General features: G+C 73.1%; 23 protein-coding genes. 3 read left to right on the top strand and 20 right to left on the bottom strand.

The genetic code is table 11. From position 1 onward, the window contains the following. The first annotated feature begins 29 nt into the window (after positions 1-29). Positions 30-305 (top strand): hypothetical protein, encoded by a 276-nt coding sequence (locus ACH4D3_RS29150; RefSeq protein ID WP_398327955.1) that lies wholly within the window; start codon positions 30-32, stop codon positions 303-305. On the opposite strand, the gene ACH4D3_RS29145 is transcribed toward ACH4D3_RS29150, so the two are convergent. Beyond that, positions 288-1,517, bottom strand: a complete 1,230-nt coding sequence (locus ACH4D3_RS29145; protein ID WP_398327952.1) for a cytochrome P450 — start codon at positions 1,515-1,517, stop codon at positions 288-290. The two genes, ACH4D3_RS29150 and ACH4D3_RS29145, sit on opposite strands and share 18 nt — an antisense overlap. Positions 1,518-1,564: 47 nt before the next feature. Here ACH4D3_RS29145 and ACH4D3_RS29140 point away from each other — a divergent pair, with 47 nt between their 5' ends. Then, complete coding sequence (locus ACH4D3_RS29140) at positions 1,565-2,083, top strand: GNAT family N-acetyltransferase (RefSeq protein WP_398327949.1); 519 nt, start codon at positions 1,565-1,567, stop codon at positions 2,081-2,083. Here the strand turns inward: ACH4D3_RS29140 and ACH4D3_RS29135 are convergent. Both ACH4D3_RS29135 and ACH4D3_RS29130 read right to left on the bottom strand, forming a co-directional pair. Continuing rightward, positions 2,055-2,243 carry a DUF397 domain-containing protein gene (locus ACH4D3_RS29135; RefSeq protein ID WP_398327946.1) on the bottom strand — a complete coding sequence of 63 codons (189 nt, stop codon included), beginning with the start codon at positions 2,241-2,243 and terminating at the stop codon, positions 2,055-2,057. The two genes, ACH4D3_RS29140 and ACH4D3_RS29135, sit on opposite strands and share 29 nt — an antisense overlap. Further along, positions 2,243-3,094, bottom strand: a complete 852-nt coding sequence (locus ACH4D3_RS29130) for a helix-turn-helix domain-containing protein (RefSeq protein WP_398327943.1) — start codon at positions 3,092-3,094, stop codon at positions 2,243-2,245. Before ACH4D3_RS29130 ends, ACH4D3_RS29135 begins: the two co-directional genes overlap by 1 nt. Positions 3,095-3,327: 233 nt before the next feature. Between ACH4D3_RS29130 and ACH4D3_RS29125 the strand changes: the two genes are divergently transcribed. Then, entirely contained in the window at positions 3,328-3,765 is a 438-nt protein-coding gene (locus ACH4D3_RS29125; RefSeq protein ID WP_398327941.1) for an ATP-binding protein, read from the top strand. On the opposite strand, the gene ACH4D3_RS29120 is transcribed toward ACH4D3_RS29125, so the two are convergent. From ACH4D3_RS29120 to ACH4D3_RS29040, 17 genes are all read right to left on the bottom strand, one after another. After that, the gene (locus ACH4D3_RS29120; protein WP_398327938.1) at positions 3,735-4,400 is read right to left on the bottom strand and encodes a response regulator; all 666 of its coding nucleotides are present in this window, start codon (positions 4,398-4,400) and stop codon (positions 3,735-3,737) included. The two genes, ACH4D3_RS29125 and ACH4D3_RS29120, sit on opposite strands and share 31 nt — an antisense overlap. After that, positions 4,397-5,743 (bottom strand): sensor histidine kinase, encoded by a 1,347-nt coding sequence (locus ACH4D3_RS29115; RefSeq protein WP_398327935.1) that lies wholly within the window; start codon positions 5,741-5,743, stop codon positions 4,397-4,399. Before ACH4D3_RS29115 ends, ACH4D3_RS29120 begins: the two co-directional genes overlap by 4 nt. A 96-nt stretch (positions 5,744-5,839) precedes the next feature. Continuing rightward, a complete protein-coding gene (locus tag ACH4D3_RS29110) occupies positions 5,840-6,526 on the bottom strand; it encodes a response regulator transcription factor (RefSeq protein ID WP_031085127.1) in 687 nt (228 codons plus the stop codon). Next, positions 6,523-7,929, bottom strand: coding sequence for a histidine kinase (locus ACH4D3_RS29105; protein WP_398327931.1), 1,407 nt, complete (start codon positions 7,927-7,929; stop codon positions 6,523-6,525). Before ACH4D3_RS29105 ends, ACH4D3_RS29110 begins: the two co-directional genes overlap by 4 nt. Beyond that, complete coding sequence (locus tag ACH4D3_RS29100; protein WP_398327928.1) at positions 7,922-9,169, bottom strand: acyltransferase; 1,248 nt, start codon at positions 9,167-9,169, stop codon at positions 7,922-7,924. Before ACH4D3_RS29100 ends, ACH4D3_RS29105 begins: the two co-directional genes overlap by 8 nt. Continuing rightward, positions 9,162-10,151, bottom strand: a complete 990-nt coding sequence (locus tag ACH4D3_RS29095) for an alpha/beta hydrolase (protein WP_398327925.1) — start codon at positions 10,149-10,151, stop codon at positions 9,162-9,164. The genes ACH4D3_RS29100 and ACH4D3_RS29095 overlap by 8 nt, the downstream gene beginning before the upstream one ends. Positions 10,152-10,367: 216 nt before the next feature. Then, positions 10,368-11,315 (bottom strand): alpha/beta hydrolase, encoded by a 948-nt coding sequence (locus ACH4D3_RS29090; protein ID WP_398327922.1) that lies wholly within the window; start codon positions 11,313-11,315, stop codon positions 10,368-10,370. Between the two features lie 164 nt (positions 11,316-11,479). After that, positions 11,480-12,691 carry a kynureninase gene (gene kynU, locus ACH4D3_RS29085; protein ID WP_398327919.1) on the bottom strand — a complete coding sequence of 404 codons (1,212 nt, stop codon included), beginning with the start codon at positions 12,689-12,691 and terminating at the stop codon, positions 11,480-11,482. Further along, the gene (locus ACH4D3_RS29080; protein WP_398327916.1) at positions 12,684-13,499 is read right to left on the bottom strand and encodes a tryptophan 2,3-dioxygenase; all 816 of its coding nucleotides are present in this window, start codon (positions 13,497-13,499) and stop codon (positions 12,684-12,686) included. The genes kynU and ACH4D3_RS29080 overlap by 8 nt, the downstream gene beginning before the upstream one ends. 145 nt (positions 13,500-13,644) lie before the next feature. Continuing rightward, complete coding sequence (locus tag ACH4D3_RS29075; protein ID WP_030183762.1) at positions 13,645-14,058, bottom strand: DUF3151 domain-containing protein; 414 nt, start codon at positions 14,056-14,058, stop codon at positions 13,645-13,647. Between the two features lie 212 nt (positions 14,059-14,270). Continuing rightward, complete coding sequence (locus ACH4D3_RS29070; protein WP_398327913.1) at positions 14,271-15,737, bottom strand: MFS transporter; 1,467 nt, start codon at positions 15,735-15,737, stop codon at positions 14,271-14,273. Between the two features lie 81 nt (positions 15,738-15,818). Next, a complete protein-coding gene (gene fbaA, locus ACH4D3_RS29065) occupies positions 15,819-16,850 on the bottom strand; it encodes a class II fructose-bisphosphate aldolase (protein ID WP_398327911.1) in 1,032 nt (343 codons plus the stop codon). Positions 16,851-17,023: 173 nt separating this feature from the next. After that, positions 17,024-17,572 (bottom strand): orotate phosphoribosyltransferase, encoded by a 549-nt coding sequence (gene pyrE / locus ACH4D3_RS29060; RefSeq protein ID WP_398327908.1) that lies wholly within the window; start codon positions 17,570-17,572, stop codon positions 17,024-17,026. Between the two features lie 10 nt (positions 17,573-17,582). After that, positions 17,583-18,380, bottom strand: coding sequence for an aldose 1-epimerase (locus ACH4D3_RS29055; RefSeq protein ID WP_398327906.1), 798 nt, complete (start codon positions 18,378-18,380; stop codon positions 17,583-17,585). A gap of 79 nt (positions 18,381-18,459) precedes the next feature. After that, complete coding sequence (locus ACH4D3_RS29050) at positions 18,460-19,362, bottom strand: SRPBCC domain-containing protein (protein WP_398327903.1); 903 nt, start codon at positions 19,360-19,362, stop codon at positions 18,460-18,462. 52 nt (positions 19,363-19,414) lie between these two features. Then, the gene (locus ACH4D3_RS29045; RefSeq protein ID WP_398327900.1) at positions 19,415-20,161 is read right to left on the bottom strand and encodes a response regulator; all 747 of its coding nucleotides are present in this window, start codon (positions 20,159-20,161) and stop codon (positions 19,415-19,417) included. Further along, positions 20,158-21,330, bottom strand: coding sequence for a sensor histidine kinase (locus ACH4D3_RS29040; RefSeq protein ID WP_398327897.1), 1,173 nt, complete (start codon positions 21,328-21,330; stop codon positions 20,158-20,160). The genes ACH4D3_RS29045 and ACH4D3_RS29040 overlap by 4 nt, the downstream gene beginning before the upstream one ends. Positions 21,331-21,461: the final 131 nt, after the last annotated feature.

Here is a 21,461-nt window from a genome sequence, read left to right as displayed (position 1 = left end):
GGGCGGGGGGCGCGGACGTCCTGACGGGCATGAAACGAGACGCGGGGACGTACGGCGGCTGCCTGGTGTCGATGGCGGGTGCCGCGGGGGCCCTGTGGCTGTGGGGCGCCTCGGACCGCACGCAGCGGCACCTCGGCAACGAGTTCGAGAACAACGGGCAGGACTTCGGCGCCGTCCTCACCGAGCTGCCGTTCGTCTTCCTCGCCGGGGCCGTCGTACCCGCCGTGGTGTGGGGGCTCGGGGCGTGGCTGCTGGGACGGCGCCGGCGCTCGGAGTCTTCGAGGGCTTCAGAGTTCCACGCGTAGCTCCTTCAGCCCGCGCATCACGAAGTTCGGCCTGCGTTCCGGTTCCGCCGCCAGGCGCAGCCCCGGGGCCCGCTCCAGCAGGGACGTCATGGACGCCGCCAGTTCGATGCGGGCCAGCGGGGCGCCGATGCAGTAGTGGATGCCGGCGCTGAAGGAGATGTGCGGGTTGTCCCGGCGGGTGAGGTCGAGGCGCTCCGGGTCGGTGAAGACCGCCGGGTCGTGGTTGGCCGAACCGAACAGCATCGCCACCTCCGCGCCGCGCGGGAGGGTCGTCCCGTCGATCTCGATCTCGTCCAGGACCCAGCGTTCGAAGAGCTGGAGCGGGGTGTCGTAGCGCATCAGCTCCTCCACGGCCGACGGGACGAGGGAGTGGTCCGCGCGCAGGGCGGCCAGCTGGTCGGGGTGGCGGAAGAGCGCCAGCCAGCCGTTGGTCGTCGCGTTCACCGTGGCCTCGTGACCGGCGTTCAGGAGCAGGACGCAGGTCGAGATCATCTCCTGCTCGGTGAGGCGGTCGTCGTCCTCGTCGTGCGCCGCGATCAGGCCCGAGATCAGGTCGTCGCCGGGGTCCTTGCGGCGGGCCGCGATGAGTGTGCGCAGGTAGTCCGAGAAGTCGAGCGAGGCCCGGACCGCCTTCGCCGCCGTCTCCTCGGACGGGTTCAGCTCGTACATCCCGCAGATCTGCGCCGACCAGGGACGCAGCGGGGCCCGGTCGGACTCCGGGATGCCCAGCATCTCGGCGATCACGGCGACCGGCAGCGGCTCGGCCACGTCGGTGAGCAGATCGCCGCCGCCCGCCGCGACCAGCCGGGCCACCAGGTCGTCCGCCAGGCCGTGCACGTACGGCTTCAGCCGCTCCACGGTGCGCGGCGTGAACGCCTTCGACACCAGGCGCCGGATCCGGGTGTGGTCCGGCGGCTCCAGGTCGAGCATGCCGTGGTCGTTCAGCGTGTGGAAGGGCTCCTGCTCCGGCGGGGGCGGGGTGCGCCCGAAGTCCTCGTGGCTGAAACGGTGCTGGTACGTCCGGCCGAGCCGACGGTCGCGCAGCAGCGCCGACACGTCCGCGTGGTGCGGAACCAGCCACTGGTCGCTCGGCTCGTAGTAGAGCACCCGCCCCCGGGCCCGCAGCTCGGCGAAGGCGGGGTAGGGGTCGGCGACGAACGCGGGGTTCCAGGGATCGAACGCGAGGTCGGACTCATCGGATTCAGCCGTCATGGACGGACGATAGGAAACGAAGAGCGTCATGCGAAAGGGGACGGACCATGTCAGAGGTGCGCCAGGCTCTCGTCACCGACCACCGCACGATCGTCGAATGCGTGCGGAGGTGGTGGGGCGACTCCCGCACCCCGGAGCAGGCGCACGAGTTGTCCCTGCTGCTGCCGAAGCTGTTCCTGCAGTTCTTCTCCGGCACCAGCCTGGTGCTGGAGGATGACACCGGTATCAGGGCGTTCCTGGTCGGCTTCTACTCCGCCGACGACGAGGACGAGGCATACATCCACTTCGTGGGGGTGGATCCGGCGCTGCGCGGGCAAGGTGTGGCCCGCGGGCTCTACACGACGTTTTTTCAGCGGGCCGCCGAGGCCAAGCGCCGCCACGTGCGTGCGATCACCTCGCCCGCGAACACCGGGTCCATCGCATTCCACCGGGCCATGGGCTTCGTCCTGGAAGAAGGCGATCACCGCATCGACGGCCTGCCCGTGCACAGCGACTACGACGGCCCCGGCCAGAACCGCGTGTGCTTCCGCAAGGAACTCACGCCCCGGGCCGGGAGTGCCGCTTGACGCCCTCGACGAAGGCGGCGAAGGCGGGGACGGGGACGGAGAGGGTCGCGCGGGCGGGGGCCTTGGAGTCGCGGATGGCTATGTGGGTGACCGACTCCGCGATCTCGACGCAGGTGTCGCCGTCGCCGCCGCTGGAATAGGTGGACTTCCGCCAGTTCATCACAGCTCCTTCGCCAACCGGTGAATGAGATCCCGCGACGCTGCGGAATCCAGCGACGCGCTCTTCACCTTACGGAACAATGTGCGAAGGTTTTTCAGCTGAGGCTCCGCATCACAGAAGGAAGCGCCGGTGGGCGAATCGCGCAGCCCGGTGTCTAGTTGAGGTACCGGACCGCCCAAATACATCAATGACGCCCCGGCACCCCCGAAGCCCTCGCAGTCGACGGGGATGACCTGCACTGTGGCCCGCTTCTGCTCAATCGCGTCCAGAACAAGGCGCAGTTGAGTGCGGGACACCTGGCGGTCAGCCACGTGGACGCGTAGGGCGAACTCATGAACAACGGTTTCGTACGGCGTCGCATTGTCGCGCTCGATGACCAACTGTCGGTTCATCCGGTGCTCCACACGCGACGCCACCTCGCTCTCGGGCAGCTCGGGGCGCATGTAGCGGAAGACCGCGCGTGCGTAGTCGGCGGTTTGCAACAGGCCGGGCACGTGCGTGATCACCACCTCTCGTAGGTACGTCGCGTGGTACTCGGCTTCAGCGGTGTCCAGGAACGCCGGAGGCAACACCCCCCGGTACTCCTCCCACCAGCCGCGCGTCCGATCGGTCGCCAAGGATACGAGCGCGTCGATCAACGCCTCGTCGGTGCAGGCGTAATAGGAGGCCAGACGGCGAACGCGCTCCGCACTGACAGCCGCGATGCCCAGCTCCACGTGACTCATCTGGCCCGAAGTCGAGTTCAGGAACGCTGCCGCCTCACGAGCCTTCAGGCCGGCAGCCTCGCGCAGCCTGCGCAATTCCGTTCCCAGGCGCACCTGTCGGGCAGTGGGATTACTCCTCGGCGGCATGCATCCTCCCGGTTCAACGCCCCTCTGGCGGCGCCACGTTCGGGTGTCAGATTACGGCAACCAGTTGCCGTGGCACGAATTTGTGCCATACCGTCAGTGACGCGACGCACACGCTGCGGCACCCCGGGGCACCGGAAGCGCACCGCACCGTCCTGCCATGACGGACGCGGCATGGACACCGCCCGGAGGCCGTGCCCTCCCTCACCTCCCCTGCACCCGAACGGAGTTGCCGCATGCCCGAAGACGAGTCCTGGGAGTACTCCCTGTACATCCCCAACGACCCGCGCGCAGTCACCGTCAGTCGGCGCACCCTGCGCCTCATTCTCACCATGCACGGACTGATCCGCCTCGTCGATGTCGCGGAACTCCTCGCGGCGGAGCTGATCGGCAACGCCGTGCTGCACACCAAGGGCCCCGCCGCACTGCGGGTGCGCTGGTCGCCGCCGGGGACGCTGCGGATCGGCGCGTGGGACGCGGACCCCGAACCGCCCGACGCTCCCGCCCGGTTGGCGGACGTGACCGACGACGAGAGCGGGCGGGGGCTCGCCCTCGTCAGAGCCTGCTCCGACCTGTGGGGCTGGCAGCCGCTCTCCCGGTTCGGCAACAGGGGCAAATACGTATGGTGCGAGGTCGGTGCCGGTCAGCCGGGTGTGACCAGCCGCGCCTCGTAGGCGAAGACGGCTGCCTGGGTGCGGTCTCGCAGGCCGAGCTTCACCAGGATGCGGCTGACGTGGGTCTTGATGGTCGACTCGGCGACCACCAGGCGTTCGGCGATCTCCGCGTTGGACAGGCCCTGCGCGATCAGGACGAGGACCTCCGTCTCGCGCTCGGTCAGGTCGCCGTAGGCCGCCTGGGCCGAGGACATCAGGCGCGGGGCGTCGGAGAGCTTGGAGAACTCGGTGATCAGGCGCTTGGTGACCGTGGGCGCGAGGAGCGCTTCGCCGGACGCCACCACCCGGACGCCGTCCGCGAGCTGCCGGGCCGAGGCGTCCTTGAGGAGGAAGCCGGACGCGCCCGCGCGCAGTGCCTGGTACACGTACTCGTCGAGGTCGAAGGTGGTGAGGACCAGCACCTTGGACGTGGTGTCCGCCGCCACGATCTCCCGCGTCGCCTCGATGCCGTTCAGCTCGGGCATGCGGATGTCCATCAGGACGACGTCCGGGGCCAGCTCGCGGACCTTCGCCACCGCCTCCCGGCCGTTGACCGCCTCGCCGGCGACCTCGATGTCCGGCATCGCGTTCAGCAGGACCGAGAAGCCCTCGCGCACCATCATCTGGTCGTCGGCGATCAGTACGCGGATCGTCATGCCTCGTCCTCGGTCTGCACGGTGACCGGCAGGAACACCGTCACCTCGTATCCTCCGTCGTCCGTCGGATTCGCCGTCATCCCGCCGTTCAGCATCGAGACGCGTTCACGCATGCCGGTGATGCCGTGCCCGGCGCCGGGCGACGCCTTGACCAGGGTGTTCGGTGGGACGGCGGTGTTGACGACGCGCAGGCCCAGGCCGCCCAGCACGTAGGAGACCTCGACGCGGGCCGTCGAGCCGGGCGCGTGGCGCAGGCTGTTGCTCAGCGCCTCCTGCACGATCCGGTACGCCGACAGCTCCACCCCGGGCGGCAGCTCGCGCACCGCGCCGGTCACCGCCTTGTCCACGACCAGGCCCGCCTCGCGCACGTTGGCGAGCAGGGCGTCCAGGTCGGCGAGCGTCGGCTGCGGGGCGTCCGGGGCCTCGTAGTCCTCGGCGCGGACCACTCCCAGGACGCGGCGCAGCTCGGTGAGGGCCGCCACCGCGTTCTCCCGGATGGTCGCGAAGGCGCGCTCCAGCTCCTCCGGCGGATTCTCCACGCGGTAGGGCGCGGCCTCCGCCTGGATGGCGACCACCGACATGTGGTGCGCGACCACGTCGTGCAGCTCGCGGGCGATGGTGGTGCGCTCCTCCAGCAGGGTCCGCCGGGACCGCTCGTGCGCCGTGACCGTCTGCTCGGCGGTCACCTGCTGCCGGGCGTCGCGCCGGATGTGCCACACCGATATCAGGAGCAGGCCGAAGGCGTTGAGGACCAGCAGCGGGGTGGCATTGCTCCCGAAGTGGCCGGCACCCCAGAAGGAGTCGTTGACGAATCCGTACGCCGCGGTCAGGGCCCACATCCACGCGGCCGTCCGGGGCCGGGTGCGTATCGCCACGATCAGCATGACCACGGTGTGACACAGGAACGCGCCGGGCAGCCACGGCCAGTTCGCGTAGCTGCTGCCGAGCAGGGCGACCACGGGGGTGGCCGCCATGGACAGCCAGAAGGCACCGACGGGCCGGACCAGTGTGGTCAGCACCGGAACCGCGCACACCAACCCGCTCAGCAGGCTGAGCGGGCCGTCGGGCACGCCTTCGACCGTCCCGGCGTAGAGGCACAGGAGAGCGAGGGCCACCACCAACGCGTGCGGGATGCGGGCGGCGTGGGTCTTCAGTCTGGCCGGCAGGCGGCGGGCCACCGGGCCGTCGGTGCCCATGCGAGGCAGCGGTCGGTAGGCGAAGGCGTCGTGGAACAGGTCCTCGCGCAGCCCGCTCAGGGCGTTCATCGCCAGCCGGTACTCGGGGCTGCGCGATCCGCTTCCGCCTCCGGGAGGCGCGGTCCGGATCTGGGTCGTCTCGGTCACGTTGGCAACCGTAGGCGCAGCCGAGGTACGACGTCGTCACCAGTGAGAGGGGTCCTGCGGCATCCATCTCAGGTACTACGGAGGCAACGACGGGGCTCAGTACCCCGCGGGGCGCACCAGCCCCGACTCGTACGCGAACACCGCCGCCTGCGTGCGGTCCCTGAGGCCCAGCTTCACCAGGATCCTGCCCACGTGGGTCTTCACCGTCTGTTCGGCGACCACCAGGCGCTGGGCGATCTCCGCGTTCGACAGGCCCTGCGCGATGAGGGCGAGCACCTCCGTCTCCCGCTCGGTCAGCTCGCCGACGCGGGCCTTCAGCGGGGCGCGCGGGCGGTCGTCCAGCCGGGAGAACTCGGCGATCAGCCGCCGCGTGATCCCCGGCGCGAGCAGGGCGTCACCGGCGGCCACCACCCGGACGGCCTCGGCGAGCTGGTCGGCGGAGGCGTCCTTCAGCAGGAACCCGGAGGCCCCCGCCCGCAGTGCCTCGTACACGTACTCGTCGAGGTCGAAGGTGGTCAGCACCAGCACTCTGATCTCCGGTGTGGCCCCGGTGATGCGCCGGGTGGCCTCGATGCCGCCCAGCTCGGGCATCCGGATGTCCATCAGGACGACCTCGGGGGCCAGCTCGGCGACCTTGGCCACGGCGTCCAGGCCGTCCACCGCCTGCCCGATCACCTCGATGTCGGGCTGGGTGTTGAGCAGCACGGTGAAACCCTGCCGGACCATCTGCTGGTCGTCGGCGATCAGCACGCGGATCACGCGGCCGTTGCTGCTGGTCGTCATGGGGAGTCGTCCTCGGTGGAAGGGGCTGCGGGATCTGAAGGGTGGGAAGGGTCCGAAGGGCCGGTGAAGGGCCCGGCGGGCAGGTCGGGGACGTCGGCCGGCAGGAACGCCGCCACCTGGTAGCCGCCGTCCGGCAGCGCCTGCGCCGTCAGCGTGCCGTCGAGCATCGCCACCCGCTCCCGCATGCCGAGCAGCCCGTGCCCGGCCCCCTGCGACGGCGCCGGTGTGCGCAGCGGCCGGGTGTTGGAGACCACCACACGCAGCCCGATGGAGAGGTGGATGAGGTGGACCTCGGCGCTCGCACCCGGCGCGTGCCGCAGTACGTTGCTGAGCGCCTCCTGCACGATCCGGTACGCCGACAGCTCCACGCCGGGCGGCAGCGGTCTGCGCGTCCCGCTCGTATCGGTGGTGACGGACAGTCCGGCGGCCCGAATGTTGTCCACCAGCGCGTCGAGCCGGTCCAGGGTGGGCTGCGGGGCGTGCGGGGCGGCGTCGCTCCCCTCGGGCGCCTCCAGCGCGTCCGGGTGCTCGGCGCGCAGCACGCCCAGCACCCGGCGCAGCTCGGTGAGCGCCTCCAGTGCGTTCTGCCGGATGCCGGCGAGGTTCTCCTTCAGCTCGTCCGGCGGGTTCTCGACGAGGAGAGGGGCGACCTGGGCCTGGATGGAGATCACCGACATGTGGTGGGCGACCACGTCGTGCAGCTCGCGCGCGATGCGGCCGCGCTCCTCCAGCAGGGTGCGCCGGGCTCTCTCCTCGGCGGTGAGCGAGGTCTGCTCGGCCAGTTGGGTGCGGGCCTCTCTACGGCCGCGCAGGGCGATGCCGAGAAGGACGACGACCGCGAACAACGCGACCGCCAGCCAGCCGGTGGGCTGGTAGTTCCGCGCACCGATCAGGCCCTGGAGCACATAGGTGATCAGTGCGCTCAGGGCAAACGCCTCAACGGCCACGCGCGTACGGACGCGTAGAGCGAGCAGCAGCATCACGAACATGTGGGCGATCAGTCCGGCGGCCGTCCAGGGCCAGGTGAACTTGTAGTCCTCGGCGTTCATCAGCACCGCGAAGGCTCCGACCACGGTGGCCGCTGTCGACAGCCACCACGCCGGGACCGGCCGCCACAGTGCGAGCACCATCGCGCAAGCCGAACCGAGGGCGATCAGGAACGCGAACTCCGGCTGCAGCTTGCTGTGGTCATTGAGCTGGGCGGTGTCCCCCAGCAGCACCCCCAGCGCCGCCAGGCACACCACCCCGTGCGGGAACCAGCGCAGCCACACCGAGGGCGGCAGCGGGTCGGCCCGCCAGGTCCACAGGTCGTCGTGGAGCACGCGCAGCGCGCGCCCGGCCCGGACCCGGGACCGGGTCCACTGCCGTTTCCCCCATCGCCTCACGGGCTCCACCCTAGACATGACGTGCACCCGCCGTGGTCCCCCGGCGCCGCGGGCTGTGCACACGGACGACCCGGGTGCCGCGCCGTACCCCACCGTGCTCGCAGGAGCGGAAGGTGGCCCAGCAGCCGGCCAGGACCAGCGCGAACACCGGGAGCCAGGCGAGCCGGGCCGCGACCCAGTCCAGGCCGTCGGGACGCGTGTGCAGGCCGGGCAGACGGCCCGCGAGGAGGCCGGTGGCCGTGGTCGCCATCAGCGCCGTCTGGTGCCAGAGGAAGATCGTCATCGCGGAGAGGTTGACCAGCGCGACCGCGGCCCACGCCACGGGACGCCGCATCGCCCGGCGCAGCCGCTCGCGCAGCAGCAGGGCGAGCCCGCACTGGGCCAGTCCGAAGGTGACGGCGGCCAGGGTCGGCGGGTTGAGGTTCGACACGGGCGCGCCGGGGACGCCGACCATCGACGCCGGGTAGCCCGCCCAGGCGACGAGCGCCGCGGTCGCCGCCGTGCCGCCGGTCAGCAGGATCCAGCCCGACCGGCGGCGGTCCAGCTCACCGCGGGACCAGGCGGCGCCCAGGGTGTACGGGACCAGCCAGCCGGCCGCGAGGTTGACCCAGCCGAGCCCGGACGGAGCGCCCAGACCGAAGCGCAGCAGGTCCACGTGGAGGACGACGACCAGCGGCCACAGCGGATGCATCCGGGTCAGCAGCGGTGTCGCCGCGGTCAGCGCGGCGAAGACCAGCAGGAACCACATCGGGGACAGCGCCAGCTTCACCAGCGTGTGCACGGTCACGAAGTCGGCGCCCGTCAGGAGCAGCAGCGCCGCCGTCGCCGTCCACAGGGCGAGGACGGCCAGGACCGGCCGGAAGAGCCGGGACAGCCGGGCGGTCAGCCAGCGGCCGTAGGACTCGCCGCGAGCACGGGCCGACGCGTATCCGCGGGTGGCGACATGACCGCCGACCAGGAAGAACACGGCGAGGGTCTGGAAGGCCCAGGAGACCGGGGCCAGCCAGGGCATGTCCCCCAGCGGGCTGGCCGCGTGCAGGCTGCCGCCGTCGGCGACCAGGGCCGTCACCAGCCAGTGCCCGAGGACCACCCCGAGGATGGCGAGGGCGCGCAGGGCGTCCACCGCCCGGTCCCGGTCCTTGGGAGTGGCCGCGTCGATACGGGCGGCGGCCTCGCGCAGGGCGCCGCGTGCGAACGACGGTATGACGGTCGGGGTCGGTGCCGGGGTCGGTGCCGGGGTCGGGGCAAGGTCAGGCATGGGTCACTTCCGTGGTCTCGCCCAGGGCGATCCGGGCCAGGTTCGTCAGGGAGCGGGAGCCGGGGTCGAAGTAGTCGCTGTGGCCGCCGTCCCCGGCGTCGAAGACCTGGGCACCGAAGGCCGCGGAGACCGGGTCCGTGCCGAAGCCGACGGTGGTGCCGAAGAGGTCGGCGCTGACGTGCGGAACGTGCTCCACCCAGTCGTCGGAGCCCCGCCCCGCCCATATCCGGGCGTCGGAGCGCAGACCGGCGGCGGTGTCGGCGCCGGTGCCGGGGCTGCCGACCAGGGCGATGTCGGCCACGTCCAGGCCGTCGGCGGCGCGGGCGCAGACCACCGAACCGTAGGAGTGGCACAGGAGGGTGAGGCGGGTGCCGGGGCCGGTGATCCGGCGCAGGTCGCCGACCAGGGCGCGCAGCCCGGGGGCGGCCCGGTCGGCGCGGTCGGTCGTGGCGACGGTGGTGCTGACGGTGCCCGGCGTCTCGTAGCCCAGCCAGGCCACGACGGCGGTGCGGGTCCCCGCGGGAGCCTCGGCGACGAGCTGCCGGTGCAGGGCCAGGGCGGCGGCGCGGAAGCGGCCGTAGGTGTCGAGGCCGGTGTCGGAACCGGGCACCAGGACGGCGACGCGGTCGGCCCGCGCCAGGTCGCCGAAGACCTCGGTGGCCAGTCCGGCGCCCCGGCCGTCGAAGGCGAGGAGGCGGCGGGACCGGTCGGCCATCGCGCGGTCCGCCGCCGCGCGGTGGCGGTCGCCGTGGTCGGCGGCCATCCGGGAGGCCTCGGCCGCGTTCGCCCGGTTGGCGGCGTACGCCTCCTGCAGCGTCGCGGCCGTCGGGGCCGCGAGCGCGGCGGGCGGCGGGGCGGGGATCTCGGGCCGCGCGGCCCCGGAGAGGGGAAGCGCCACGGCACCGGCGATGAGGGCGGCACAACCGGCGCGGCGCCATCCGCCCACCCGCCGCCGCCAACGTACCGTCGTCCCGGGCCCCATGGCCGCCCCCCTCCAGCACGCCCGCCCACCGGACGCGTCTGCAAGGGAAGTTATGGATCAGGCCGGGTAACCCGCGTCCCGCCAGGGAACTCACCTGCGGGGTAGCTCTCAGGTACTACGGGTACGACGGGTACGACGGGTACGACGGGTACGACGGGTACGACGGGTGTGACGGGTGTGACGGGTGTGACGGGTACGACGACACCCGCCGTCCGCTCACCAGGCCAGCTGCGCGATCTCCTCCGCCACCACCGCACACGCGTCCGCCGCCGGGTCGATCAGCGGGTAGTGGCCGACGTCCTCCAGCAGCGTCACCCCCACCACCTCCCCGGCCTTCGCCGCCGCGTCCGCGTACGCCTCGGCGACCGCCTGCGGGACGTCCACGTCGGCGCGGCCCTGCACGAGGGTCGTCGCGATCCCCGTGGGCAGCAGCAGGGCGGGGTCCGCGTACGGGCGGCGCTCGGCGAACAGCTCGCCGTCGCCCAGCAGTTGCCGCGCCGCGCCACCGCACACGCCGAGCCGGTCGGCGACCTCGAAGTCGGCGATCGGCGCGAGCGCGACCACGCCGCGCAGGGGCGTCGGACGGTCGGTCCGCCACGGGGCGTCCGCGGGCAGCAGGTGCCTGGCGGCCGCCCACAGAGCGAGGTGGCCGCCGGCGGAGTGGCCGGTGAGCACCACGCGCCGCGCGTCCGCCCGCGGCAGGTGCCGCCGGACCAGCTCCGGCAGGGCGTCCAGCGCGGCGGCCACGTCGTCGAACGTGTCGGGCCAGCGCCCCGCAACGGGATCACCACCCGTGCCCGCCGCACCGGTCCTCGCGCCCTCCGCACCGGCTCCCGCGCCCTCCGCACCGACTCCCTCCGCCCCGCGCCGGTATTCCACACTGGCCACGGCGAAGCCCCGGCGGGCCAGGAAGCCGGCGAACGGGCTGATGTGGCGCCGGTCGTACGGGGCCCGCCACGAGCCTCCGTGCAGGACCACCACGACGGGAGCGGCCTCGCCCGGGCCCGCCTCGCCGCGCGGCTCGTAGAAGTCGATCACCTGGTCGGGGTGGTCGCCGTAACCGGCGGTGCCGTCGGGTTCGACCGCCGGGTGGGAGAGGGCCGATTTCTCCTCCGCCGCGTCCCTCGCGGCAGCGGTGCCCGGTTCTGCGGCGGCGTCCGGCATGGTCAACCTCTCAGCGACGGAACGGTGTTGGCGGACCGGGAGTGTGAAATCGGCCGTTGGCGGGACGTTATCAGGCCGATGACGTGCGCGGACATGGGGATGTGACGCTGGGTGAGGACCGGACGAGGATGCGTACGGTCCCCACTCGACGACCCGCCCGCGGCTCAGCCGACCAGCGTCCGGGCCAGCACCCGCGCCGCCCGCTCCACGTCCGCGAAGCCGACGTACAGCGGGGTGAAGCCGAAGCGCAGCACGTCGGGGGCGCGGTAGTCGCCGACCACCCCGCGCTCGATCAGCCGCTTCATCACCTCGCCCGCGTCGTCACAGCGCAGCGCGACCTGGCTGCCCCGCTCGGCGTGCGCCGCCGGGGTCACGGACTCCACGCGGCCGTCCGGGACATAGGCCCCGACGCAGCGCAGGAAGAAGTCCGTCAGCGCCAGCGACTTCTCCCGCACCGCCGCCACCGAGACCCCGTCCTCGTCCCACACGTCCAGCGCCGCGTCCAGGGCGAGCAGGGAGAGGATGTCCGGCGTGCCGACCCGCCCGCGCACCGCACCGGAGGCCGGGGCGTAGGCGGGCCGCATGCCGAACGGCTCGGCGTGCGAGTTCCAGCCGGGCAGCGGGGAGTCGAAGCGGGGCTGGAGGTCACGGCGGACGTACAGGTACGCGGGCGAGCCGGGGCCGCCGTTGAGGTACTTGTAGGTGCAGCCGACCGCCAGGTCCACGCCGTGCTCGTCGAGTCCGACCGGCAGCGCGCCCGCGCTGTGGCACAGGTCCCAGACCGCGTACGCCCCCGCCGCGTGCACCGCGGCCGTCAGCGCGGGCAGGTCGTGCAGCCGGCCCGTGCGGTAGTCGACGTGGTTGAGGAGTACGGCCGCCGTACGGTCCCCCAGCGCCGACGGCACCTCGGCCGGGGCGACCGGACGCAGGGCGCACCCCGTCATCCGGGCCGCCGACTCGGCGATGTACCCGTCCGTGGGGAAGGTGGTGGCGTCCACGAGGATCTCGTTCCGCCCGGGCCCGTCCTCCTGCGCCATGCGCACCGCCGCGACTAGCGCCTTGAAGACGTTGACGCTGGTCGAGTCGCCGACCACGACCTGCCCGGCGGCCGCGCCGACCAGCGGGGCGATCCGGTCGCCGATCCGCTCCGGCGCGGTCCACCAGCCGCTCTCCTCCCAGGACCGGATGCGCAGCTCGCCCCACTGGCGCCGTACGACGTCCGCCACGCGCGCGGGGACGTGCGCGGGGAGGGCGCCCAGCGAGTTGCCGTCGAGGTACGTGACGTCGTCCAGGACGAACCGCTCGCGCACCGCCGCGAGTCCGTCGGCGGCGTCCAGCTGCTGCGCCTCGCCCGCGAGGCCCGTCGGCTCAGACATAGGACCGCGCCGTCCACAGCTCGGGGAACACGTTGCCCCGGGCCCGCTTCTCCAGCCAGGCCACCCCGGCGGAGCCGCCCGTGCCGGTTTTGGAGCCCATCGCGCGGCGGGTGGCGACCAGGTGGTCGTTGCGCCAGCGCCAGACCAGCTCGGCGACGTCGGTGAGGGCCTCGCCGAGGCGGGCCAGCTCGCCGTTCTGGTCGCCGGAGTAGACGGCCGTCCAGGCGGCCTCCACCTCGGGCGCGGCCTCGTACTTCTGTGTGACGTCGCGCTGGAGCACGGCGTCCGGGATGTCGTACCCGCGCCGGGCGAGCAGCCGGACCACCTCGTCGTACAGGCTCGGCTCGTGCAGCGCCTTCTCCAGTTCCGCGTGGACGCGCGGGGCGCCGCGGTGCGGGACGAGCATGGACGCGGACTTGTCGCCGAGCAGGAACTCCAGACGGCGGTACATCGCCGACTGGAAGCCGGAGCCCTCGCCGAGGGCGGACCGGTAGGAGTTGAACTGGGCCGGCGTGAGCTGGGCCAGGGGGGTCCAGGAAGCGTTCAGCGCCTCCAGCTCGCGCACCGAACGCTTGAGCGCGTCGGTCGCCACCGGGATCCGGTCCTCGCGCAGGGCGCGGGCGGCGGTCTCCCACTCGTGGACGATGACGGTGAACCACAGCTCCATGACCTGGGTCGTGACCAGGAAGACCATCTCTCCGGGGTCGTCGGAGAGGGTGTGCTGGAGGTGGGTGAGCACGTCCGCCTTGACGTAGTCCTCGTAGGGCGTGCTGCCCTCGAAGTCGAGATTCGGGGCGTCGTGGGACATCGCTGTCTCCTGATGTGCACGGGTAGCGGTCCGCCCTGCCGTTACCGGCACGGGGCCCCGGTCCCCAACGGCATCCTCCGCAATCGTCGCAGGAAACCGCAAGGCCCGCCCGCGCGCGGCGGGCGGGCCGGAGCGTGCACCGGGGTCAGCCCAGCACCTCGGCCGCGCTCGGCGAGGAGTCCTTCAGGAACTGGCTGCAGCGCTCGTACTCCTCCTTCTCGCCGATCGCCTGGGCGGCGCGGGCGAGGGCGTGCAGGGCGCGCAGGAAGCCGCGGTTCGGCTCGTGCTCCCAGGGCACCGGGCCGTGCCCCTTCCAGCCACTGCGGCGCAGGGCGTCGAGGCCGCGGTGGTAGCCCGTACGGGCGTACGCGTACGACTCCACGACGCTGCCCCGCTCGAACGCCTCGTCGGCCAGGCGGGCCCAGGCGAGCGAGGACGTCGGGTACTTCGCGGCGACGTCGGCGGGGGAGGTGCCGCCGGCCAGCAGCTCGCGCGGCCCGGGGTCGTCGGGGAGGTGGGTCGGGGGCGGTCCCCCGAGGAGGTTCTCGTGAATGGCCATGGGACAAGTCTGCGGTATCGCCGGCGGCAGCTGGACGGGGCGGGGTGCGTTGTCGGGTGCGGGTGCGTTGTGGCTGGGCGCGCAGTTCCCCGCGCCCCTTGAGGGCATGACCCGGGCGTCGGCCGGGGCGGCGCCCCGCATTCCCTTCCGTGCGCGGTTCCCCGCGCCCCTTGAGGGCATGACCCCGGCGTTGGCCAGGGGGGTGCCCTGGGTCACCCTTCGTGCGTGGTTTCCCGCGCGCCTTCCAGTGGGGGTGTCAGGACCGAGCCGTGGGTGCGGCACTGGGGGCGGGGGCAGTCCGGGGCCGGGCGGCGCACCGTGGTGAAGGCGATCACGGAGCCCGCCACCAGGACGCCCGCGCAGATCAGCATCGCCGGTCCGAACGCGTCGTCGAACGCGTCGGCCGACCGGTACGCCTCCTCCCCCATGCCGGTGAGCAGGGGCAGCGCGGCGACCGCGACGAGCCCCGCCGCACGGGCCGCCGCGTTGTTGATGCCGCTGGCCAGACCGGCGCGCGCGGTGTCCACGGCGGCCAGCACGCTCGCCGTCAGCGGCGCCACCAGCGTGACCATGCCGAGGCCGAGCACCAGCAGGGCGGGCAGCACGTCGGCGAGGTACGAGGCGCCGGGACCGACGCGCAGCATCAGCACCATCCCGGCGGCGCAGAGCAGCGGGCCGACGGTGAGCTGGAGGCGGGGGCCGAGGCGCTCGGCGATTTCGCCGGAGCGGGCGGAGAGCAGCAGCATCAGGACGGTGGTCGGCAGCAGGGCCGTACCGGCGGCCAGCGCGGACCAGCCGACGACGACCTGGAGCTGGAGCGCGGCGAGGAAGAAGAAGCCGCCGAAGGCCGCGTACACGCACAGGGTGACCAGGTTGACCGCCGTGAACTGGCGGGAGGTGAAGACGTCGAGCGGCATCATCGGGTCCTTGCCGCGCCGCTCGACGACGACGAAGGCCACGGCGGCCACCGCCCCGGCCACCGCGCTCAGCGCCACCGCCCAGGACGCCGTACGGGCCTCGATCAGCGCGTAGGTGAGCAGCGCGAGGGCCGCCGCGCACAGGACGGCGCCGAGCACGTCGAAGCGGGTGTGGGCGCGCTCGTCCGAGGACTCGGGGACGTGCCGCAGCGCGATCGGGGCGCACAGCAGCGCCAGCGGGACGTTGAGCAGGAACACCCAGCGCCAGCCCGCGCCGTCCACCAGCCAGCCTCCGAGGAACGGCCCGATCGCCGCGCCGACGCCCCCGAACCCCGACCACAGGCCCACCGCACGGCCCCGGTCGTCGGCGTGGAAGGAGGCCTGGATCAGGGCGAGGGAGCCGGGGGTGAGCAGCGCCCCGCCGACGCCCTGGAGGGCACGGGCGGCGATCAGCACACCGGCGTTCGGCGCGAGGCCGCACAGCAGGGAGGCGGCGGCGAACCACAGCACGCCCAGGACGAAGATCCGGCGGCGGCCGAACCGGTCCCCGAGGGCGCCGCCGAGGAGGATCAGGCCGGCCAGCGTGACCATGTACGCGTTGACGGTCCACTGGAGGGCGGCCAGGTCGGCGCCGAGGTCGCGCCCGATGTGGGGCAGCGCGACGTTGACGACGGTCGAGTCCAGCAGCGCCATGCTGGAGCCGAGGACGGTGGTCAGCAGGATCCACTTGCCCTGCGGTGAGGACAGCCGGACATCGGGCATGGTCCAGATATACACCCGGCTGTGCGGCGAGCCCGGCGCGAAGGGCGCCGGGCTCGTGCGTACGGTCGTGTCGACCGGGTGTTACTTGATCTTCTGGCCCGCCGAGCGCAGGTGCCCGCAGGCCTCCACGACGCGCGCGGCCATGCCGGCCTCGGCCAGCTTGCCCCAGGTGCGCGGGTCGTACGTCTTCTTGTTGCCGACCTCGCCGTCGACCTTCAGGACGCCGTCGTAGTTGCGGAACACGTGGTCGACGACCGGACGCGTGAAGGCGTACTGGGTGTCCGTGTCGATGTTCATCTTGACCACGCCGTTCTCCAGGGCGGTGGCGATCTCCTCGGCGGTGGAGCCGGAGCCGCCGTGGAAGACGAAGTCGAACGGCTTGCTGCCGGCCGGCCGGCCGTACTTCGACGCGATGCCCTCGTTCAGCTCCTTGAGCAGCTCGGGGCGGAGCACGACGTTGCCCGGCTTGTAGACGCCGTGCACGTTGCCGAAGGACGCGGCGAGCAGGTAGCGACCCTGCTCGCCCAGGCCCAGGGCCTCGACGGTGCGGACGGCGTCGTCGACCGTGGTGTAGAGGGAGTCGTTGATCTCGTGGGAGACGCCGTCCTCCTCGCCGCCGGTCGGGGTGATCTCGACCTCAAGGATGATCTTGGCGGCGCGGGCGCGCTCCAGCAGCTCGGTGGCGATGGAGAGGTTGTCGGCCAGGGTCTCGGCCGAGCCGTCCCACATGTGCGACTGGAAGAGCGGGTTGCGGCCGGCCTTCACCCGCTCCTCGGAGACCGCCAGCAGCGGGCGGACGTACCCGTCGAGCTTGTCCTTGGGGCAGTGGTCGGTGTGCAGGGCGACGGTGACGTCGTACTTCTCGGCGACGATGTGCGCGAACTCGGCGAGGGCGACGGCGCCGGTCACCATGTCCTTGTTGTGCTGGCCGCCCAGGAACTCGGCGCCGCCGGTGGAGATCTGGACGATGCCGTCGCTCTCCGCCTCCGCGAAGCCGCGCAGGGCGGCGTGCAGCGTCTGGGAAGAGGTCACGTTGATGGCGGGGTAGGCGAACTTTCCTGCCTTCGCCCGGTCCAGCATCTCGTTGTAGACCTCGGGAGTTGCGATGGGCATCTGTCCGCTCCTTGTATGTGCGGGTGGGCGTGTTGTTGCTTATGGCCCTGACCTAGGACTGGGGGGCGACGTCATCGTCGGCCCCATCCTTCCAGACGGAACGGGAATACCCGAGTGGACCCCGGTCCCGTCTCGGCCCCTGGTCCCCCTGGCACCCCCTGGTACCCCTGGTGTCAGTCCAGGCCCAGCTCGTCCTTGCCGTACGCGTACCGGTACGGCACTCCGGTGCCCGCCTGGATCTTCTCGCCGGCCCCGGTCGCCCGGTCGACGATCGTCGCGACGGCGACCACCTCGGCACCGGCCTCGCGCACGGCCTCGACGGCGGCGAGCGGGGTGCCGCCGGTGGTGGAGGTGTCCTCGACCACCAGGACGCGGCGGCCCTTGATGTCCGGGCCCTCGACGCGCCGCTGCATCCCGTGCGTCTTGGCGGTCTTGCGGACCACGAAGGCGTCCAGCCGCCGCCCCCGTGCCGAGGCGGCGTGCAGCATGGCCCCGGCGACCGGGTCGGCGCCCAGGGTCATCCCGCCCACCGCGTCGAACTCCAGGTCGGCGGTGAGGTCGAGCAGCACCTGGCCGACCAGGGGCGCGGCCTCGCCATCGAGGGTGATGCGGCGCAGGTCGACGTAGTAGTCGGCCTCCAGACCCGAGGAGAGGGTCACCTTGCCGTGCACCACGGCCTTGTCCTTGATCTGCTGCAGCAGCTCGCCACGTACATCCGTCATGTACGCCAGCTTAAAGGCGGCGCCAGGTCCAGGTCGTCGTGGCCTCCAGCGGCTCCAGGGGCGTGACCAGGCGGGGAAGGGTGTTCAGGCCGTTGGGCGGGCCGGTCTGCGGCTCCACGCAGACGGCGGCCTCCTGCTCGTCGTACACCACGGCCCACTGCTCCCGGCTGGTCACCTTCAGCTCCAGCCGTCCCGGCCAGGTGAGGGTGACGTCGACGCCGTCGGGCATGCCGAAGCAGTCGTCCCAGGGGCCCGGCTTCGGGTCGACGCGGTTGCCGGTGGGGAGGTGGTCGTCGCCGCGCTCCTCCTGCCAGGCGGGGTCGAAGGCGATCTCCACACCGGTGCCGTCCGCGCCGTCGAGGGTCCGGTTGAACCAGGGGTGCCAGCCGACCTGCGCCGGGAAGGACGACTCGTACGTCTCCACGGACATCGTCAGCGTCAGCGCGTCCTCGGCCAGGGCGACGACCTGGGTGACGCGGCCGGTGTACGGCCAGGGATCGACGAGGTCGTACGTGAGGACGGCCTCGCTCCCGCCGACGCGGGCGGTGCGCCAGGCGGCGTCGCGGGCGGTGCCGTGGATGGCGTGCGGCGGGGAGTTCAGCGGCATCTGGTGGACCACGGCGCCGTCGCTGAAGCGGCCCTCGCGGATGCGTCCGCACCAGGGGACCATCGGGAAGCAGCCGTAGCGCTCGCCCTGGCGGAGCAGCTCCGTGCCGCCGACGCGGAGCCCGCCGATCCGGCCGCCGTTGCCCGGCAGCACGGTCGCCTCCGCGTCGCCCGCGGTCAGCGTGATGGGTTCGTTACTCACGCCACGACCCTACTGGGGCGATCAAGGGTGCCCCACCCGGCGGTGGTGCGGGGCGGCCCCGCGGTGGGTCCGGCGGTGGTCAGCGGCGTCTGCGCAGTGCGCGGCCCACCACGATCGCCGACGCCACGACCAGCGCCGCCGCGGGGGCGGCCCAGCGCAGGGGGGCGCCGACCGCGCCCGCCTGGGGCGCGGGCACGGGGGCGTACCGGCCGCGCGGCGGGGCGTGGTCCACCTCCTCGGCGCTGCGGCCGATCATCGTGCGGCGCGCGTGCGCGGCCTCGGCGGGGGGCGGGACGGCCGGCTCGTCGTCCGTGCGCCCGCCGCCGTGCGCGTCCCCGTCCCCGTCCGCGTCCGCTTCCGCCTTCTCGTCCGCGTCCGCGTGTGCGTGCACGTCTGTGGCTGCGTCCGTGTCTGTGGCTGCATCCGTGTCTGTGTCCTCGTCGCTGTCCGCGAGGGAGGACGGGGGGACCTCGGTGTCGAAGACGGAGGCGGGGCGCGGTTCGGGTTGCGGGCTCGGCTCCGGCTCCGGCTTTGGCGCCGCCTCCGGCGCGGGGGGCGTCCGCGCCGCCGTGGCCAGGTTCTCCGCGAAACGGGCCAGCAGCCGGGTCGTGGCCGACGCCACCGAGTCCGGCGGCAGCTCCGTGACCCGCCCGTCCGCGGTGGCCGTCCCGGTGAACGTGAGGGTGGTGCCGCCCTCGGCGTCGTCCGCGCGCAGCGTCAGCGCGAGCGCGACCGCGCCGGTGCCGCGCGACTCGGTGGCGTCGCCCTCGACGGAGTACGTGCCGTCCTCGCGCGCGGACAGGCGCAGGGAGCCGCGGTAGGTGATGGAGTGACTGCCGATGCGTACCTTCAGCCGGCCCGCGACGGGCTCGGCCCCGGCGTCCTGCTGGAGCCCCGGAACCGCCCGGGCGACCCGGACGGGGTCGGCCAGCACGTCCCTGAGCCGCTCGGCCGGAACCGGAACGAACACCTCATGCTCCATGTCACGGCACCCTACCCAGCGGCGGCCCGCCGCACCCCCCGTCGGCACAAAGTCACCCGGCGCCCGCGCTCCCCGGCGTCACCAGTCCCGTCTCGTACGCCACGACCACCGCCTGGGCCCTGCTGGTCAGGCCCAGCTTGGTCATGGTGCGGTTGAGGTGGGTCTTCACGGTGGCCTCGCTGATGAACAGCCGGTCGGCGGCCTCGGCGTTGCTCAGTCCGCGGGCGACCAGTCGCAGGACCTCGGCCTCGCGGCCGGTCAGCGTCGTCAGCTCGGGCGGCGGCGGAGCGGCGTGCCGCGGGTCCGCGCGCCCCGTGTCCGTCATCCGCGTGAACGCCTCCACCAGGCGCCGGGTGACCACGGGGGCGAACAGCGCGTCGCCGCCGTGCACCGCGGTGACCGCGGCCAGCAGCCGTTCGGGGCCCGCGTCCTTGAGCAGGAAGCCGGACGCGCCGGCCCGCAGGGCGCCGTACACGTACTCGTCGAGGTCGAAGGTGGTCAGGACGAGGACGCGGGGCGCCGGGTCCACCGCCTCGGCGAGGATCCGCTCGGTGGCCTGGATGCCGGTGAGGCCGGGCATGCGGATGTCCATCAGGACCACGTCCGGCCGGGTCCGCGCGGCCAGCTCCACCGCCTCGGCGCCGTCGGCCGCCTCGCCGACCACCTCCATGCCGGGGGCGGCGCGCAGCAGCGTGGCGAGGCCGGTGCGGACGAGGTACTGGTCGTCGACGACGAGCAGGCGGATCGGCCCGGCGGCGGCGTGGTGCGGCCCGTCCGTCGGGCGGTCTGCGTCGGTCATTCCCGCACGGAGTCTCCCCGGCGTGCGACTTGTACCGGCGTCGGAAGGGTCAGGCGCACGCCGAATCCACCCTCGCTGCGCGGGCCGACGGCGATCGTCCCGCCGTAGAGCTTGGCCCTCTCCCGCATCCCGATCAAGCCGTGGCCGCCCCGTTCGGCAGGTGTGTCCGGATCCGGTCCCCCGGCCGGTCTCCCGGCCGGTCCGTCGTCGGTCACCGAGACGGTCACCTCGCCCGCGCGGTAGGCGAGTTCGACGGCGGCGTCCGCGCCGGGCGCGTGCTTGAGCACGTTGGTGAGGGCCTCCTGCACCACCCGGTAGACGCACAGCTGAACGCCCGGCGGAAGGGCGCGCGGAGTGCCGGTGACACGCAGCCGCACGCCCACGCCGCCGGTGCGCACCCGGGTGACCATCTCGTCGAGCTGATCGAGGCCGGGAGCGGGGGCGCCGTCCGCGCCCTGCACGCCGTCGGCGCGCAACAGGCCGAGCATGCGGCGCAGTTCGGCCAGCGCCTCGCCGCTGGCGCCCTCGATGGTGTCCAGGGCGTCGCGCGCGGTGCGGGCGTCGGACCGGAAGACGAAACGGGCGAGGCCCGCCTGGACGTTGATGACGGCGATGTGGTGGGCGACCACGTCGTGCAGTTCGCGGGCGATCCGCACCCGTTCCTCGGCGACCTCGCGCCGGGCCCGGTCGGCCTGTTCGGCCCGCAGCCGCAGCGTCAGCTCGCCGGTCCGCCGGGCCACGTACCCGAACCGCCACAGCACCAGCGGGAAGCCCACGGCCTGCCCCGCCACCGAGGCCATGGCCCCGGAGTCGCTGCGCAGCCCGGCGTAGATCCACACCCCGGCGAGCAGCGCGGCGCAGGCGGCGGCGGTGCGGGTGGGGCGCTGGGCGGCGACGGTGTAGACGGCGAGCATGGGGCCGAAGGAGCCGACGACGGGCCAGTAGTCGAGGGTGATGTAGAGCGCCCAGCAGGCGTGGACGGCCAGGCAGACGGTGACGGGGGCGCGGGTGCGCAGGACGAGGGGGAGGGTGAGCAGGGCGACGAGCGTCCAGGCGAGCGGGTCGAGCGCGGGCCACCCCTGGGCGACGGCCTCGGTGCCGAGCAGGACCGCCACGGTCGTCAGCGCCGCGGCGATCAGGCCGTCGGCCGCCAGGGGGTGCAGGCGCATTCCCGCAGCGTAGGTCCGCCGCCCGGCGTCGGCGTCATCCTCCTGCCGTACCGCGGAAGTTGCAGGAACCGGGCGACTACCGCGCCGGGTTGGCTCCGGTCTCCACCCACCGCCGGATTCCGGGACGCGCG

This window comes from Streptomyces sp. NPDC018026, assembly GCF_044327745.1.
GTDB lineage: Bacteria > Actinomycetota > Actinomycetes > Streptomycetales > Streptomycetaceae > Streptomyces > Streptomyces rubrogriseus.
This window is presented reverse-complemented; position numbering and strand designations above follow the sequence as displayed.